A 15,990-nucleotide genomic window follows, 5' to 3' on the forward strand; every position below is an offset into this window, starting at 1 on the left:
AGACAGCAAAAAGCCAGAGTGGGAACACTCCGGCTTTTTGCTGTCTTATTTACTGTCTAACTGCTCTCGGCTTGAATTTAGGATTCGAATGAATCTTCGCTTCTAGGTGCACGGCGTGTATCTGTGCTTCCACTTGGACGCGGTTTGCGGTCCCCGCGGTTATCACGATTATACCCGCCGCCTCCCCCGCTGCGATTGCTGTCACGGTTATAGCCGCCTCTTCCGGCGCCGCCGCTGCTGCTGCGGTTGTCGCGGTTATAGCCGCCACGGCCACTGCCAAAGTTGGAAGGCTTACGCCCGCCTGAACGGATATCCGGCTTACGGCGCTTCGCACGAATCGGATCCTCAGGTGTCAGCTCGATGGTCGTTTCACGCTTCTCGCCAGTCAGGAGCTTCATAGCGGCTGAAAGCAACTGCACAGAGTCATACTGCTCAAGCATTTGAATGGCAAGTCCTTTGTATTCGTTCAGTTCGCCATTCTCCACAACTTCAAGCAGGCGTTCTGCAGTGATGCGCTGCTTGCCTTCAATCGCTTCCGCCAAAGTAGGCAATGGTTTGCGTGGAATACGATGACGCGTTACACGCTCGATAAAATGAAGATGATCGATTTCACGCGGAGTTACGAAAGACCATGCTGCACCTTCCTTGCCTGCTCGTCCGGTACGACCAATCCGGTGCACATAGCTTTCAGGATCCTGCGGAAGATCGAAGTTCACGACATGAGTCACACCGGATACGTCGAGACCGCGTGCGGCCACATCCGTCGCAACCAAAACATCAATGCTGCCGTCGCGGAATTTGCGCATAACTGTATCACGCTGGTTCTGCGACAGGTCACCATGCAGTCCGTCAGCGGAATAACCACGTTTTTGCAGCGCTTCAGCCAACTCATCAACACGGCGCTTGGTACGGCCGAATACGATAGCCAGTTCAGGGGATTCCATGTCCAGCAAACGGCTCAAGGCTTCAAACTTTTGACGCTCAGGAACCTCAATATAGGCTTGGTCAATCAATGGAGCGCTGACTTGTTTTGGAATAACAGATACATGCTCTGGATTTTTAAGAAACTGCTGTGCCAATTTTTGAATGTTCGTTGGCATGGTAGCCGAGAAAAGCATCGTTTGGCGTTCATCTGGAACCTGCTTGAGGATGGCTTGAATGTCCTCCATGAAGCCCATATCCAGCATTTCATCCGCTTCGTCCAATACAACAGTATTTACGTCTTCCAGCTTGATGGTTTTGCGGTTGATATGGTCAAGCAAACGTCCTGGTGTACCGATAATAATTTGGGGTTTCTTCTTAAGGGCACGGATCTGGCGCACAATATCTTGTCCACCATAAATAGGCAGTGTGCGCAGACCTTTGAAGCGGGAGAGTTTTTCTATTTCTTCGGCCACCTGAATTGCAAGCTCGCGTGTAGGTGCCATAATGAGGGCTCTGATTTTTTCGTCTGTTTTGGAGATTTTGCTGATCAGCGGAATACCAAATGCTGCAGTCTTACCTGTACCGGTCTGCGCTTGGCCAATCATGTCGCTGCCTGTCAGTGCGATCGGGATCGATTTAGCCTGAATTGGAGTTGCTTCTTCAAATCCAAGCTCCGTAATAGCCTGAATTACCTTGGGTTCTAAATTAAATTCTGCAAATGTCGTCAAATTTATTCATACTCCTTCTTATAACGGATGTAGTGGACAATCCGCGGTCTTGTCTGTATTCTTAAGTAGCAGTATTATGGTATAGGCTTCCCCTGATTCAGCGGCAACTTGCAGCTCATTTTCATCCGTCCGCCCCATGTATTTCCGCGTCACAAGGGAATGACCTTATCACATGAATCGAAAAATACGGCTTAGAGCCAGTAAAGCATTTCAAATTTAAAGCGATCAGTTTGGAAATAGCTCCCTACTCAAGAATATCCACATCGCATTATAGCACAAAACAAATCAACTTTACCAGCAAGCAGGTCTACATATCTTTAAATGAGGTGAACTCACCGTGCCTAAATTGGCCTGGAACAGTTTTGTTATCATTCTTGGAGCCGCTGCCATCGCTAGCGGTTTTAATTTGTTTTTGATTCCACATCACCTGCTAAGCGGGGGTGTCTCCGGCTTGTCGATGCTTGTCGGCTATTTTACGAACGTTGATATCAGCGTCATGTATTTTGTGTTCAACATTCCCATCCTGCTGGCAGGTTTATTCATCCTGGGCAGAAGATTCATCGGATTAAGCATACTGTCCGTTGTCGTCACAACCTGGCTCATCGCCGCCATTCCTGTTGAGGCTATCGTATCAGACGCTCTGCTTGCCTCCGTCTTCGGAGGGGTACTTGTCGGTATCGGAGCAGGCATCTCGTTTCATGTCGGAGGCTCCTCGGGCGGTTTCGATATCCTTGGCTCGATTGTAACCCGTTACCGTGATTTCCCTGTAGGTACCGTCCTTGTCGGATTGAATGGACTGGTCATTCTGGCGGCAGGCTATTTAAGTGATGATTGGAATACGGCCCTTGCCTCGATGGTATCCATCTATATCGGCGGCAAAGTCGTCGATGTCATTCATGTGAGTCATACCAAAGTCACGTTATTTATTATTACCGATCGGACTGAAGAAATGCTGTCCCGCTTGCTCGCACTTCCCCGCGGGGTAAGTAAAATCAGAATTGAAGGCGCCTTTTCCCATAAAGAGAAGGATATGCTGATGACGGTCACAACCAGATATGAGCTCGCTGAGTTGAAAAGGATCATCAAGGAATCCGATCCTGCAGCGTTCGTAAATATCGTGGAGACGGTTGGCGTGATGGGAGCTTTTCTAAGAAGATAATCAGGTGCCCGTGCACGAATGAAGCAATTTGTGTTATACTGGTATTGCACGGTTCCACTAAGACCAGCTTTTCCAGCTTTTTCACAGGGCCTCGGCTTTTCCGATTTACGCACTGAATGATTCGTTGTGAATGATTCCGAGCAGAAACAGGAAAGGGTGATTTTTGTGGAAATGGAAACGGTAAGACTGTCCGATATCGTGATGAAGTGGTTTCCCGAAATGCTTCCTTTTCTTAGGGAAAATGAGCTTAATTCCCGGATTATGCTCAGAGACGGCATCGGTATTCTTGAAGCAGACGATGCCATGGAGATTATTCAGTACAGCATTTGCGAGCACCAGAGTCATTCTTTTCTCCACTGATTTTTGTTAAAATCTCAGCTAATATAATGCACAACATGCCGTTGCTCCGCCGGGTTTTTCCCCGCTGGTGCAGCGGCTTTTTTATTGGGACCCGTATTTCAGCAGCCGATTCAGCCCTTTCTTACAGGTTTAATGGTTACAAACATGTCCTTTTTCGACAAAAAGCATTTAGTATAATCAGGTAGACACAGCAAGAAAGGGAGAGAATTTAGAAATGAACATCGTCTGGGCAATCATGGCAATGACTTGGGGAATCCTCGGGGGAAGCGGGGATCCTGGCGATACTGCAGGCAGCTCCACTCCAAAAGCAACTTTGGAGACGGCGATCAACAACGCAATCATCCGGTCGCATGGAGAAACTAATGCCGTAGATGCAGACCGTCCTCCAGCCAAGATTGATCCGCAGCCGGGAGCTCCGCTCGTAAAGGGGGTTTACGTGACAGCATATAGCGCTGGCGGAGAACGCATGGCCAAGTTACTCAAGCTGCTGGATGATACGGAGCTGAACTCCATGGTTATTGATATCAAGGATGACGCAGGATACATAACTTACCCGACCCCAAATGCAGAGCTGAAGAAAATGGGCAAGCCTCAGCTCTTTATCAAGGACATTTCGGCTTTGATGGCCCGGTTGAAAAAACATGACGTCTATCCTATTGCCCGCATTGTCGTGTTTAAAGATACGGTGCTTGCCAAGAAAAACCCGGAGCTCTCCTTCCGAAATCCTGACGGCTCCGTATGGAAGAACGGCGGCGGTGACAGCTTCGTAAATCCATACAGCAAGGAAGTATGGGATTACAACATCGAAATTGCCAAAGAGGCTGCCAAATTGGGTTTTAAAGAGATCCAGTTCGATTATGTCCGTTTCCCGGAAGGCTTTGAGAAAAAGGCCAATAAGCTGAAGTACATCAAGACAGAGAAATCCCGGGCGGATGCTGTTGCCGAGTTTGTCCAGTATGCCCGCCAGCAGCTCGCTCCCCTGGGAGTTAGAGTATCAGTGGATATCTTCGGTTATGCCGCTTCCGTCCCTGCTGCGGAGGGGATTGGCCAAGATTTTGTGAAAATCTCGGAGAATGTTGATGTCATTTCGCCGATGGTTTATCCAAGTCATTACTCAACAGGCTGGTATGGTGTAAGAGATCCTGATAAAAGTCCTTACAAGGTCATTAAAGGTTCGATGGAAGACACACATAAGAAACTTGAATCCACAAAAGATCTGAAGCCGGTCATCCGCCCCTGGATCCAGGATTTCACAGCCAGTTGGCTCGGAGGCGGGCATTATATCAAATATGGAAAGAAACAGGTCGAAGACCAGATCCGTGCCATGAAGGACATGGGTGTAGAAGAATATTTGCTCTGGAACGCTTCCAATCGCTACACTTCAGGCGTCAATTATTAAACTTACTGCCATCATCACTTCATCCCACAGAGACCCGCGAATGACGCGGGTCTCTTGTATTTTGCTTCATTATTTCTTTATCGGAATAGACTGTTCAGAAGCCAGCTCATCGCTTACAATAAAGCTCTGACATCAGATGGAATATTAAATATTGATAAAGGATGCGCTGGAATGAAAACAACCTTTACGACTGCTGAGAAATGGAAGCAGTTTGCTATTATTCTTCTTCCTATTTTAGTAACACAGATCACTTTATCCGCCATGACGTTTTTCGATACCAATATGTCCGGTCTCTATGGCCCAGCCGATTTGGCCGGGACGGCCATAGGCGTCAGCCTTTGGAATCCGATTCAGACGGGACTTAGCGGCATCCTGATTGCCGTTACGCCTATCGTGTCGCAGTTGATCGGCAAACAGCAAAAAAATAGAGTGTCATTTTATGTAATGCAGGCCTTATGGTTCTCACTCCTGCTTGCCATCCTTGTCATTGCGGCCGGCTTCTTGTTTCTTAAACCGATTCTGACGGGAATGAGCCTGGAGCCAAGAGTCCATAACGTCGCCTTTTATTATCTGACTGCCCTTGCCTTCGGCATTATCCCATTCTTCGGGTATGCTGCCCTGCGCAGCTTTATTGATGCCTTGGGTCAAACCAGAATTTCAATGATGATTACCCTGATCTCTTTACCCATCAACGTGCTGCTTAATTATGTGCTCATCTACGGAAAATGGGGATTTCCGGAGCTTGGGGGTGTTGGATCGGGAGCCGCAACCGCTTGCACCTACTGGATTGTCTTTATCACGGCACTCGTCATTGTACACCGTGGCGGAGCATTTGCAGAATATGGCGTGTTCCGTAAATTTCACAGCATCTCGGGTGCAGGATGGCTTGAACTTGCCCGGATCGGGACGCCGATGGGCTTCGCCATTTTTTTCGAAACTGCTGTATTTGCAGCGGTGACACTCTTAATGAGCAGCTTTAACACGGTGACAATAGCAGCTCACCAGGCCGCAATCAATTTCGCCTCAACCTTGTATATGATACCGCTTAGTATCTGCATGGCACTGACTATCCTTGTCGGTTATGAAATCGGTGCAGGCCGGCCGAAGGACGCCGCAAGCTATAGCCGCATCGGTATTGGAACAGCCGTCTCTCTGTCCCTCGCTGCTGCTGTCGTGCTGCTGCTTTGGGGAGACAAGGTGGCTGGAATCTATTCGCATGACCCTGAGGTCATTGCAATGATCCAGCAATTTCTTATTTATGCAATCTTTTTTCAAATATCGGATGCCATCGCGACTCCAATACAAGGGGTGCTTCGCGGCTACAAAGATGTCAATCCGGCATTCTTCCTTACCTTTATTTCATACTGGATTATCGGTCTGCCTGTCGGTTACATGCTTGCGATATGGACAGATCTCGGCCCTTACGGCTATTGGATTGGCCTGATTACAGGCCTCGCCGTGGGAGCGGCCACTCTTCTTCTCCGCCTTTGGGTCGTCCAGCGGCGGTTCAGAAGCCGAGACAGGGTACAAGGATTAAATCATTAAGCTGTTGTTTTCCGGAAAAATGGAGCGTCTTAGAACATATACACTCTGGCTTCATAAGGGCGGAGGAGCATCCCTTCCTTACGCTCCTCCGGAACTTCTTCATAATTTCCGATCAGCAGCTCTCTTGCCTCATAGGCAAGCTGATCCGGCCACTCAAATTCAATGGTGTCATGACTGAAATTCAGAATGACCAGCAGACACTCCTCTGCCAGCGTACGCGTATAGACATACAAATCCGGGTCCAATGGCAGCATAAGCTTGTACTCCCCGTAAACTATTACTTTATGCTGCTTGCGCAGGGCAAGCAATTTCCGGTAATAGTGATAAATAGAGTCCGGGTCCTGGATAGCCGCCTCGACATTGATATCCTTATAATTATCATTCACCTTAATCCATGGCTCAGCATCCGAAAAACCAGCATGCTCGCTGGCATCCCATTGCATTGGCGTTCTGGCGTTATCCCGGCTTTTGGCATGGATGGCAGCCATCGTTTTGTCCTCCGGCATTTGCTTCGTTTTCGCGAGCTCAAAAAAATTCAGGGTTTCAATATCTCTGTAATCGCCAATTTGCTGAAAAGAAGCATTGGTCATCCCGATTTCTTCCCCTTGATAAATATAAGGAGTCCCTTCAAGAGTCAAGAAAAAAGTAGCCAGCATCTTCGCGGATTCCACCCGGTATTCTGTATCATTCCCAAAACGGGACACCTGGCGGGGCTGGTCATGATTCCCCAGATAGTTGGCGTTCCATCCTTTGTTATGCAGCGTAGTCTGCCAGCGGCTCATGATTTTTTTCAGCTCCAGCAGAGTCCACGAACGGGATTCCCATCTGCTGGTTCCAGTCGAGGGAGAGTCCAATGTCATATGCTCAAACTGAAAGACCATGTTAAGCTCATGCCGTTCGTCACCCACATATTCCAATGCCTGTTCCGGTCCGAGACCGGAGGTTTCCCCTACAGTCATAATATCGCACTCCATCAGCACCTCCTCGTTCAGCTTACGAAGCAGGGTATGGACATGCTCTAAATTCGAAAAAAACTGATAAGCTTGAACAACAGGCAAATGCTTGGGGTTATCCGCATCCGGGAGGCCTTTGGCTTTAACGATATGCGCAATAGCATCGAACCGGAAGCCGTCGACTCCTTTTTTCAGCCACCAACGGATCATTTTGTACAGTTCGTGAATCATTTCTTCATTCTGCCAATTCAAATCCGGCTGGTATTTAGAATACAGATGCAGGTACGACTGTCCGGTTTTTTCGTCCGGCTCCCAGACGGATCCGCCAAAATATGACTCCCAGTTGTTTGGGGAAAGCCCTTTTTTGCTATCACGCCAAATGTAATAATCCCGTTTCGGGCTCGACTTGGAGGATTTGGATTCGATGAACCAGGGATGTTGGTCGGAGGTGTGATTCAATACGAGATCCATCATGATTTTAAGACCTCGTGCATGAGCTTCCTTCAGAAGTTCATCGAAATCATGCATAGTGCCGAATTGTGGTTTTATCCCGTAGTGGTCGCTGATATCATATCCGTTATCTTGACCGGGCGACTGATAAATCGGACACATCCAAATGACATCTACCCCTAAATTCTGCAAATAGTCCAATTTCGAGATAATCCCCCGCAGGTCACCAATACCGTCTCCATTGGAATCCTTAAAGCTGATAGGATAGATTTCATATACAACCGCCTCTTTCCACCACTTCGTATTCATCGGTGATTCCCCCTGTTGAAGACTGTCTGCCCTACATACATTTTGCCCATAAAAAATCCCTTCCATGTAAATTGCCGTGGTTTTTGACACGGTCAACATGAAAGGGATCATTTCTGTCTAATATGGAATATATGATATTATTGGGATAGACGAAGAGCAAGCTCGTACAGGTCCATATTAAATGGTTTCTTCGTACTCACTACTGTATTAATATCGGTGGCAACCAGTTCACCTTTAATAATACCACACGCTTTATCCGATTGGCCTTCAATCAACTGACGTACCGCAAAATCACCGAGCCTGCTGGCCAAATTGCGGTCAAATGCCGTAGGTGTGCCACCACGCTGAATATGACCAAGCACCGTTACACGCGGATCATTCGTCGGGAAGCGTTTGACAAGCTCTGCCGCCACATCTTCCCCTTTGCCGACACCTTCAGCAACGATAATGATACTATGTCTTTTGCCATGGGCGAAATTCTGTTTCATCCGTTCAGCTACTTCATCCATATTGAATTCAACCTCAGGAACCAGAATCGTCTCTGCTCCTGAAGCCAGTCCGGCATGAAGAGCAATATCGCCGCAGTGGCGGCCCATGACCTCAACAATGGAAGAACGCTCATGGGAAGACATCGTGTCCCGCAGCTTGTTGATGGCATCCACAACGACGCTGACAGCCGTATCAAAACCGATAGTATGATCCGTAAATGAAATATCATTATCAATGGTGCCAGGAAGCCCCATAGTATTAATGCCCTGCTGGCTCAGCTTGTTCGCGCCCTGATAGGAACCGTCACCGCCGATCACGATAAGCCCGTCAATGCCGCGGTCACGCAAAATTTGCGCGCCCTTCTGCTGCCCTTCCAGCGTTCTGAACTCCTTGCAGCGCGCGGATTGCAGTACCGTTCCGCCCCGATGGATGATATCGCCCACACTGCGCAAATCCATCGGAAAAATGTCGTTGTTCAGCAGACCCTGATAACCGCGCTGTACGCCATAAACTTCCAATCCGAAATAGAGACCGCTGCGCACAACGGCACGAACGGCTGCGTTCATCCCCTGAGAGTCCCCACCACTGGTTAATACTGCGATTTTTTTAACTGCTGTCATCTTCATTTCCTCCTAAATTCTCATAAATGCCTTCGAATCCATCGACTGTTCACGCGAAAGAACAAACGCATCAGCGGACTTTTCTTCATTAAGCGCTTGGAGACAAGATACACCTCCTGCTGCTCACGAACCTTTGGATCGGATAAATATAACGCAAGCAATCCCTCAATAATCATCCGGTGAAAGGAGCTCCCAACTACGGAGGATACATCCGTCCGCGCCCGATCTGCAATTAAAACGAGCCGGTTAAGCATGGTTTCGGTATCTTCGTAATAATTGCAAAAGTTTAAATCTCCGCCTATACGGTCCTCGTGCTGATCGATCAGATAATCCAGCAATATATGTAGACTGCAGACATGGGGAAAATACGACCGGTGAATTATAGCGGCCCCCGCATCCGTCAGATGGGGATCAGTAGCAGCCTGAAATAACATAAATACACCAAGCGTCGAGCCTGTTGCCGCCGCAAATTCATTCCATCGCAATTCCGGTGTCCGCTCTTTATGAAGGTGCCACCAATCCATTAAAGCTGCTTCTCGGAGCTCCGGCTTGATATGCTTGTATACCTGCAGATCGGTATAAAGCCTTGCCAGATCAAGAATATAAGGCATAGCAGCTTCATAGCCCGGAAGCTTGCGTATGCATGACTGACAAGTCTCCACCAGTTGAAGCAGATATCCTCCATCTTCCTGTTCTTCCCGCAAAGCATAATAATGAACAGGTTCCGCCTCCGGATTAACCGCATCGAGCATGGACTGGTGCAGCAGTCTGAAATCTTCCGGGTCCAAAGACGTACTTCGGTCACACAAATTATCAAGATAATCGCTGATCGTCTGGTATGCGACAATCAACTGAATCAGCGTATGGCGAACCTCCAGGTTAACCGCCGCGTATACCGCGCCGCCGATACAGTGAAACGCCTTGCCCGATATGCTTGCAAGCGCCTGCTTCTTTAATTCGATATCCGGAATTTGCTCAGCCGTCTGGCGCCAATATTCCAGGGTTCGCTGTGTCTCAGGAAGTATATATCGATACATACGGTTCATGAGCCCAAGGGGACCACGCGGAGCCTGAAACTGTCTTAGCTCAATATCATTCAAATGACGGTGCCTCCACATTGATGTCTACGTTTTTCGTAACCTATCCAAACCAACCTTATTATAATATGATCGTCCCTTTAGCACAAATAAAGAAAGTCACTTTTCAGCAAGCTTCGACTGCTTTTCCATAGATGCGTTTTTCCACTTTCCTGACACATAATACACGATTCCGGCGGTCATGGCGACAGCAAAACCTGTTGGAAAACTCCACCATACCGCGTTCAATCCGAAATCGTTCACAAATATATAGGCTAGTGGAATCCGTATTCCCCACAATGCCAGAATGGTGATCAATAACGGCACAATGACGGCCCCTGTCGAACGGACAACCCCTGTAATCACATTCATGATGCCGAACAGCACAAAGCTCCATAGCGTAATTTCATTAATTCTCATGCCTATTTCCAGCGCCTGACCGGTGGAGGGCAGAAACAGCAGCAAGGCCTCTCTGTTAAAGACATGTATCAACACCACCAAGCTTCCTGTCATCAGCAAATTGAACAGAACACCGATCCAGGTTGTACGATGGACACGATCCCATCTTCCGGCGCCGATATTCTGGGACGCGAAGGAGGAAACCGCGGCTCCCAACGCCATAGCCGGCATTTGGACATAGCTGGACAGATTGTTCGCCGCCGTGTATGCGGCAGCCGCTTCGATGCCGAAGCTGTTGACCAGATGCATCAGTGCGATCGCACTGGAGGTGACAACGATCATTTGCAATCCCATTGGCACCCCTTTACGAATCAACGTCCAAATGATATCGAGATCCATGCGCAGCAGATGCAGTTCCTCCGATGTGATACGCAAAAAATATTTTGTCCTGTACAGATAGAACATAATACAAATAAAGCTGATAAACTGTGCCATAACCGTCGCCAGTGCAGAGCCTCCAATGCCGAGCTCCGGTACGGGTCCGAACCCGAAAATAAAAACCGGATTCAGAGCGATATCCAGCACAACGCACAAAATGAGGAAATAAAAAGGTGTTTTCGAATCACCAGATCCCCGCATTACCGTCATAATATAATTGTAACCAAACATAAACGGAATGCCTGCAAAAATAATTCTCGTATAGATAATCGCCATTTCAAGCGATTCCACAGGTGTATTTAAAGCTGTGAGGATATAGGGCGAAAATAGAATGCCCGCTGCGCCTACAGCCAGAGACAGCAGAAGAAAAAATACGGCGCTTGTGCCCACGACCCGCTTCGCCCTGCCGATATCCTTTGCCCCGATGCTCTGACCGATCAGAATCGTTGCGGCCATCGTTACTCCGAAAATAGAGCTGATCAGAAAAAAAAGAATAATGTTGCCGTTGGAGGCTGCGGTTAAGGCTGCTTCACCGAGAAATTTACCCACCCAAATGGAGTTAACGGTACCATTCAGCGTTTGTAGCACATTCCCCAGTAGCATGGGGAGAGAAAAGAAAAAAAGCGTTTTCGCAATCGGTCCCTCCGTAAGAGACGGCGCGGAACGCGGGGCTACAGCCGTGGCCATGTCGATCAGCTCCTCAATATCCAAGTTATGTATATCATAACACCATCAAAACATGCGGAAGCAAAAAAGCGCAGCTCCCTACGGGGAAACTGCGCTTTCATGACGTTCAGCCGAACTTTATAAGAGATCCGTTTTACCGGAAATGTTCTTACAATTTAGTTACGTTAGCTGCTTGAGGTCCACGGTTACCTTCTGTGATCTCAAATTCCACTTCTTGACCTTCATCCAAAGTCTTGAAGCCGTCGCCTTGGATTGCGGAGAAATGTACGAAAACGTCCTCGCCGCCTTCAGTGGAGATAAAGCCATAGCCTTTCTCTGCGTTAAACCATTTAACTGTACCTTTCAAGTGAACAACCTCCTAAAAATACCGCCATCTATGGCGAATATCCATATTATACTCCATCATTTTCAACAATGCAATTGATGTTTTGGACCGCTGAAACGATTTGTTTTTCCCTGCCTTCTGCGGTATTATGGACCAAAACACTTACGGAGACATGCATATGATGAAAAAACATGAAATATACAAAAAAGACAAGTGGAACATGATGACAGTTGAGGTTCAGGGCCGCTACATTGTCCTTCGTGAAATTACCGACGACTGGGGAGAGGAAGCGCATACGTTTCTGAGCCGCCCTGCTATGATGCAATGGGCTAATAACCGTTTCCCCAAGGAAGCTTATCAAGGCAACGAAGAAGAATGGCAGCGTATCATGGACGCTTTCAAGCAGGTGTAAGAAGGCATGGATACAAGCAGCGCTGTCATTTTTATTATCCTTGCTTTTACGTTGGGGACCGTGCTCCTGATGAAACGTGACAGCATCCCTGCCCCACTTAAGAAGTGGATGGCCCTGGCCGCTGTCATTATGATCTGTTTTGCCTTTTTCCTTATCATATACGGTTTGATGCTGGGGGGTTCCAACTAACGGCAACAAATTATATTTGCTTCCCCCTGAGGTCATACTATGGCTAACAAGTCATGGTAAAAGGAGGATGCGTTTTTGCGGCCTGCCAAACCCCTAGCCGTTCTGCTTGCCATCAGCCTGCTTTCTCCGCTGGTGCCTGCAGACGCCCAAACCGAAACCCGCGCATTGCTGATGAAAGATCAAAGGAGGCCCTTTATGAGCAAAGTACTGAAACGTGAAGAAGTGGCACAGGACAATAGCTGGAAGCTGGAAGATTTATTTCCGGATCAGCAAGCCTGGGACAAGGAATATGAGGAAATCAAACAGCTGATGAAACAAGCTTCCGCCTTTCAGGGCAAGCTGGACCATGCTGAGGCGGTTCGTGACTGCTTCAAGCTTGAGGATGAATTATCATTGAAAACCGAGCGGGTATATGTATATGCCCATCTCCATCATGATGAAGACACTGCGGAGCCTACATACCAGGCTTTGTCGCAAAAAGCGAAAAAGCTCAGCGTTGAAGTCAGCGAAGCGCTCTCTTTTATTACTCCCGAAATTTTATCTCTGCCTGAAGACAAGCTGGATGAATTCATCGCCGCCCCAGAGCTGTCCCCCTATAAATTCACACTGCAGGAGATGAAACGGGAGAAGGCGCATATTCTGAGCAAGGCTGAGGAAGCGCTGCTGGCCCAGGTGGGCAACCTTTCGCAAGCCCCTCAGACCATCTTCGGCATGCTGAATAATGCAGATATGAAGTTTCCACGGATCAAGGACGAGAACGGCAAAGAGGCTGAGCTGACACACGGCAGTTATATTCAATTCCTTGAAAACCCTAACCGCGAAGTGCGCGAGCGGGCCTTTAAAGCGGTATACGATACGTATGCTGCTAATAAAAATACGATAGCTGCCGCACTCAGCGCAAATGTAACCAAAAATATTTTTTATTCCCGGGCCCGCAAATACCCTTCTGTTCTGGAAATGTCCCTTTATGGCGACAACATTCCGAAGGAAGTGTATACCAATCTGGTCGATACAATCCATGAGAGCCTTCCTTTGCTGCACCGTTACATGAAGCTTAGAAAAAAACTGCTCGGCGTGGATGAACTGCATATGTACGATTTGTTCGCCCCGCTGGTAGATGAATATAAGATGGACATCACCTATGATGAAGCCAAGGAGCTTACGCTTGAAGGGCTTAAACCGCTTGGTGAGGATTATCTGGCCGCTTTGAAAAAAGGGTACACCGAGCGCTGGATCGACGTATATGAGAATGAGAACAAACGCACCGGCGCTTACAGCTGGGGAGCCTACGGCACCCATCCATATGTCCTGCTGAATCACAAGGACAACCTGAACAGCATGTTTACACTGGCACATGAAATGGGCCATGCGCTGCATTCGTATTACTCAGATAACACGCTGCCGTACCGTGACGCCCAATATACCATTTTCCTCGCGGAAGTGGCTTCAACGACCAATGAAGCGATGCTCATGGATTACTTGCTAAAAAAATCGCAGGACCCGAAGGAAAAGATGTATCTGCTCACTTATTATGCCGACCAGTTCCGTACAACGGTATTCCGTCAAACGATGTTTGCGGAATTCGAGAAGATCATTCATGAACGGGCGGAACAGGGAGAATCCTTGACTCCGCAGCTTCTATCGGATATCTACTACGACCTGAACGTAAAATATTATGGACCGGATATGCAGGTGGATAAGGATATCGCCATGGAATGGGCACGCATTCCGCATTTTTACAACAGCTTCTATGTGTACAAATATGCGACCGGCTTCTCTGCAGCTACGAGCTTCTCGAAGCAGATTCTGGAGGAAGGACAGCCGGCGGTGGACCGTTATCTTGGCTTCCTCAAAAGCGGAGGCAGCGATTACTCCATCAACATCCTGAAAAAAGCGGGCGTCGACATGTCTTCACCGCAGCCGATTCGTGAAGCTATGAGCGTGTTCAAAGAATTGATCGAGGAAATGGAAAAGCTATCCTAAGCAACGCTGATTTCTAACAGCATTCTAACGGTTGCCTGGCATTTACAAAAACTGTCGAATTTTGAACTGTATAAAATCCCTTGCCTTTACCGGACAAGGGATTTTATACTTATTATGCCAAGGAGGTGGCCCAAATGAAATTACAATGGTCTCTGATCTCTGCATTAATCATCGCTTTGCTGACAGCAATCTTCGCCGTCATCAACGTCAAAGCGGTTCAAGTAAACCTGCTGTTCCAGGTTGTCGAAATTCCGCTTATTCTGTTGATTGTAGGCTGTACCTTGCTTGGAGGTTTGATCGTATTCTCCCTGGGGATGTTCCGCCAATTCAAACTGCAGCGTGAGGTTAAACGCCTCAAGCGCCAATTGGAGCTTCTTCAACAGGAGCCTGCAGCTCAAAATGCGGCCGGGGGAACCAAGGAAGCCGTCGCTGCGGAAGCATCTCCCGTCGAGAATACTGACCCACTGGCCAAATAAGGAGGAACCTGCTTCGATGAAAATTCAACCTAATGAAGAATATATTATATCTCTGCTCAAGAAACTGTTAGACACCCCAAGTCCGAGCGGGTACACCCGCTCGATCATGGAAATTGTGCGCGAGGAGGCGGACAATCTCGGATTCCCCTTGGAATGGAACGCCAAGGGCGGCGCCATCATTTCGCTGAAAGGCGAGAATACAGGTAACACGATAGCGCTGAGCGCTCACGTGGATACCCTCGGGGCTATGGTGCGTTCGGTAACCAGCCACGGAACACTGCGCATTACCTCGGTTGGCGGATTCATGATGAACAGCATCGAGAATGAATACTGCCAAATACATACCAGAGGCGGAAAAGTCTACACAGGCACCATTCTTTCCGCACATCCTTCTGTTCATGTCTACGCAGATGTGCGTACCTTTGAGCGCAAAGAAAGCAATATGGAAGTACGGATTGATGAAATGGTTGAAACCAAGGAAGATGTCCTGAAGCTGGGCATCGCCGTAGGAGATTTCATCTCTTTTGATGCCCGTGCTGTCATAACGCCAAGCGGGTATATCAAATCACGCCATCTTGACGATAAAGCCAGTGTTGCGGCGCTGTTCGGCTTGCTCGAATCTAGCAGGCGTGAAGCGTGGATGCCAAAGTATGACGTCAAACTGCTGATTTCCAACTATGAGGAGGTTGGTCACGGCGCTTCCTATATTCCCGCCGACATCCGTGAGATGATCGCGATAGATATGGGCGCCATTGGTGATGATCTGAGCTGTAAGGAAACCGACGTTTCTATTTGTGCCAAGGACTCGTCCGGTCCGTATGACTATGACATGACCAGCCGACTCATTGAACTAGCCAAGCAGCTTGAACTCCCTTACGCCGTTGATATTTATCCACAATACGGCTCGGATGCATCGGCAGCGCTTAAAGGCGGCAGCAACATTCGTGCTGCACTGGTCGGTCCAGGCGTACATGCTTCCCATGCGATGGAACGTACTCATAAGCAGGCCGTTGTGAATACTTCCCGCCTGCTCGCTGCCTATATCCGAGCATAACGATGCTCTTATGAA

Annotated in this window: 15 protein-coding genes; 9 read left to right on the forward strand and 6 right to left on the reverse strand. The window is 48.2% G+C overall.

Annotation, left to right across the window (positions count from 1 at the left end; genetic code table 11):
* Positions 1–77: 77 nt before the first annotated feature.
* On the reverse strand, positions 78–1,652 hold the full coding sequence (gene cshA / locus OIN60_RS13240) for a degradosome RNA helicase CshA (RefSeq protein WP_305755317.1): 1,575 nt from the start codon (positions 1,650–1,652) through the stop codon (positions 78–80).
* A 337-nt stretch (positions 1,653–1,989) separates the two neighbouring features.
* On the opposite strand from cshA, the gene OIN60_RS13245 reads away from it, so the two are divergent.
* The 4 genes from OIN60_RS13245 (at position 1,990) to OIN60_RS13260 (ending at position 6,115) form a co-directional block, all read left to right on the forward strand.
* On the forward strand, positions 1,990–2,811 hold the full coding sequence (locus OIN60_RS13245; RefSeq protein ID WP_305755318.1) for a YitT family protein: 822 nt from the start codon (positions 1,990–1,992) through the stop codon (positions 2,809–2,811).
* Positions 2,812–2,982: 171 nt separating this feature from the next.
* Entirely contained in the window at positions 2,983–3,171 is a 189-nt protein-coding gene (locus OIN60_RS13250) for a hypothetical protein (RefSeq protein ID WP_305755319.1), read from the forward strand.
* A gap of 214 nt (positions 3,172–3,385) precedes the next feature.
* Positions 3,386–4,570 (forward strand): putative glycoside hydrolase, encoded by a 1,185-nt coding sequence (locus tag OIN60_RS13255; RefSeq protein WP_305755320.1) that lies wholly within the window; start codon positions 3,386–3,388, stop codon positions 4,568–4,570.
* A 171-nt stretch (positions 4,571–4,741) separates the two neighbouring features.
* On the forward strand, positions 4,742–6,115 hold the full coding sequence (locus OIN60_RS13260; RefSeq protein WP_305755321.1) for an MATE family efflux transporter: 1,374 nt from the start codon (positions 4,742–4,744) through the stop codon (positions 6,113–6,115).
* A gap of 29 nt (positions 6,116–6,144) precedes the next feature.
* Here OIN60_RS13260 and OIN60_RS13265 read toward each other — a convergent pair whose 3' ends face one another.
* From OIN60_RS13265 to OIN60_RS13285, 5 genes are all read right to left on the reverse strand, one after another.
* Entirely contained in the window at positions 6,145–7,827 is a 1,683-nt protein-coding gene (locus OIN60_RS13265; protein ID WP_305755322.1) for a glycoside hydrolase family 13 protein, read from the reverse strand.
* 137 nt (positions 7,828–7,964) lie between these two features.
* Positions 7,965–8,936: a 6-phosphofructokinase gene (pfkA, locus tag OIN60_RS13270; RefSeq protein ID WP_305755323.1), complete on the reverse strand. Its 972-nt coding sequence runs from the start codon at positions 8,934–8,936 to the stop codon at positions 7,965–7,967.
* Positions 8,937–8,956: 20 nt separating this feature from the next.
* A complete protein-coding gene (locus OIN60_RS13275) occupies positions 8,957–9,982 on the reverse strand; it encodes a tetraprenyl-beta-curcumene synthase family protein (protein WP_370872495.1) in 1,026 nt (341 codons plus the stop codon).
* Positions 9,983–10,132: 150 nt separating this feature from the next.
* Positions 10,133–11,536 carry an MATE family efflux transporter gene (locus OIN60_RS13280; protein ID WP_305755325.1) on the reverse strand — a complete coding sequence of 468 codons (1,404 nt, stop codon included), beginning with the start codon at positions 11,534–11,536 and terminating at the stop codon, positions 10,133–10,135.
* 148 nt (positions 11,537–11,684) lie between these two features.
* Positions 11,685–11,882: a cold shock domain-containing protein gene (locus OIN60_RS13285; RefSeq protein ID WP_305755326.1), complete on the reverse strand. Its 198-nt coding sequence runs from the start codon at positions 11,880–11,882 to the stop codon at positions 11,685–11,687.
* A 157-nt stretch (positions 11,883–12,039) separates the two neighbouring features.
* Here OIN60_RS13285 and OIN60_RS13290 point away from each other — a divergent pair, with 157 nt between their 5' ends.
* The 5 genes from OIN60_RS13290 to OIN60_RS13310 all read left to right on the forward strand — a co-directional run bounded on the left by OIN60_RS13290 (position 12,040) and on the right by OIN60_RS13310 (position 15,975).
* Positions 12,040–12,273: a hypothetical protein gene (locus OIN60_RS13290; protein WP_305755327.1), complete on the forward strand. Its 234-nt coding sequence runs from the start codon at positions 12,040–12,042 to the stop codon at positions 12,271–12,273.
* Between the two features lie 6 nt (positions 12,274–12,279).
* Entirely contained in the window at positions 12,280–12,462 is a 183-nt protein-coding gene (locus OIN60_RS13295) for a hypothetical protein (RefSeq protein WP_305755328.1), read from the forward strand.
* 195 nt (positions 12,463–12,657) lie between these two features.
* Entirely contained in the window at positions 12,658–14,445 is a 1,788-nt protein-coding gene (gene pepF, locus OIN60_RS13300; protein ID WP_305755329.1) for an oligoendopeptidase F, read from the forward strand.
* A 134-nt stretch (positions 14,446–14,579) separates the two neighbouring features.
* Positions 14,580–14,921, forward strand: coding sequence for a LapA family protein (locus tag OIN60_RS13305; protein ID WP_305755330.1), 342 nt, complete (start codon positions 14,580–14,582; stop codon positions 14,919–14,921).
* 16 nt (positions 14,922–14,937) lie between these two features.
* On the forward strand, positions 14,938–15,975 hold the full coding sequence (locus OIN60_RS13310; protein WP_305755331.1) for a M42 family metallopeptidase: 1,038 nt from the start codon (positions 14,938–14,940) through the stop codon (positions 15,973–15,975).
* Positions 15,976–15,990: the final 15 nt, after the last annotated feature.

Source organism: Paenibacillus zeirhizosphaerae (assembly GCF_030705605.1).
Classification (GTDB): domain Bacteria; phylum Bacillota; class Bacilli; order Paenibacillales; family Paenibacillaceae; genus Paenibacillus; species Paenibacillus zeirhizosphaerae.

Bases quoted from the DNA above. Each gene is read 5' to 3' on its own strand.
- OIN60_RS13250 (WP_305755319.1), top strand. From the start codon at position 2,983: ATGGAAACGGTAAGACTGTCCGATATCGTGATGAAGTGGTTTCCCGAA.
- OIN60_RS13255 (WP_305755320.1), top strand. From the start codon at position 3,386: ATGAACATCGTCTGGGCAATCATGGCAATGACTTGGGGAATCCTCGGG.
- OIN60_RS13260 (WP_305755321.1), top strand. From the start codon at position 4,742: ATGAAAACAACCTTTACGACTGCTGAGAAATGGAAGCAGTTTGCTATT.
- OIN60_RS13265 (WP_305755322.1), bottom strand. From the start codon at position 7,827: ATGAATACGAAGTGGTGGAAAGAGGCGGTTGTATATGAAATCTATCCT.
- pfkA (WP_305755323.1), bottom strand. From the start codon at position 8,936: ATGACAGCAGTTAAAAAAATCGCAGTATTAACCAGTGGTGGGGACTCT.
- OIN60_RS13275 (WP_370872495.1), bottom strand. From the start codon at position 9,982: ATGAACCGTATGTATCGATATATACTTCCTGAGACACAGCGAACCCTG.
- OIN60_RS13280 (WP_305755325.1), bottom strand. From the start codon at position 11,536: ATGGCCACGGCTGTAGCCCCGCGTTCCGCGCCGTCTCTTACGGAGGGA.
- OIN60_RS13290 (WP_305755327.1), top strand. From the start codon at position 12,040: ATGATGAAAAAACATGAAATATACAAAAAAGACAAGTGGAACATGATG.
- OIN60_RS13295 (WP_305755328.1), top strand. From the start codon at position 12,280: ATGGATACAAGCAGCGCTGTCATTTTTATTATCCTTGCTTTTACGTTG.
- pepF (WP_305755329.1), top strand. From the start codon at position 12,658: ATGAGCAAAGTACTGAAACGTGAAGAAGTGGCACAGGACAATAGCTGG.
- OIN60_RS13305 (WP_305755330.1), top strand. From the start codon at position 14,580: ATGAAATTACAATGGTCTCTGATCTCTGCATTAATCATCGCTTTGCTG.
- OIN60_RS13310 (WP_305755331.1), top strand. From the start codon at position 14,938: ATGAAAATTCAACCTAATGAAGAATATATTATATCTCTGCTCAAGAAA.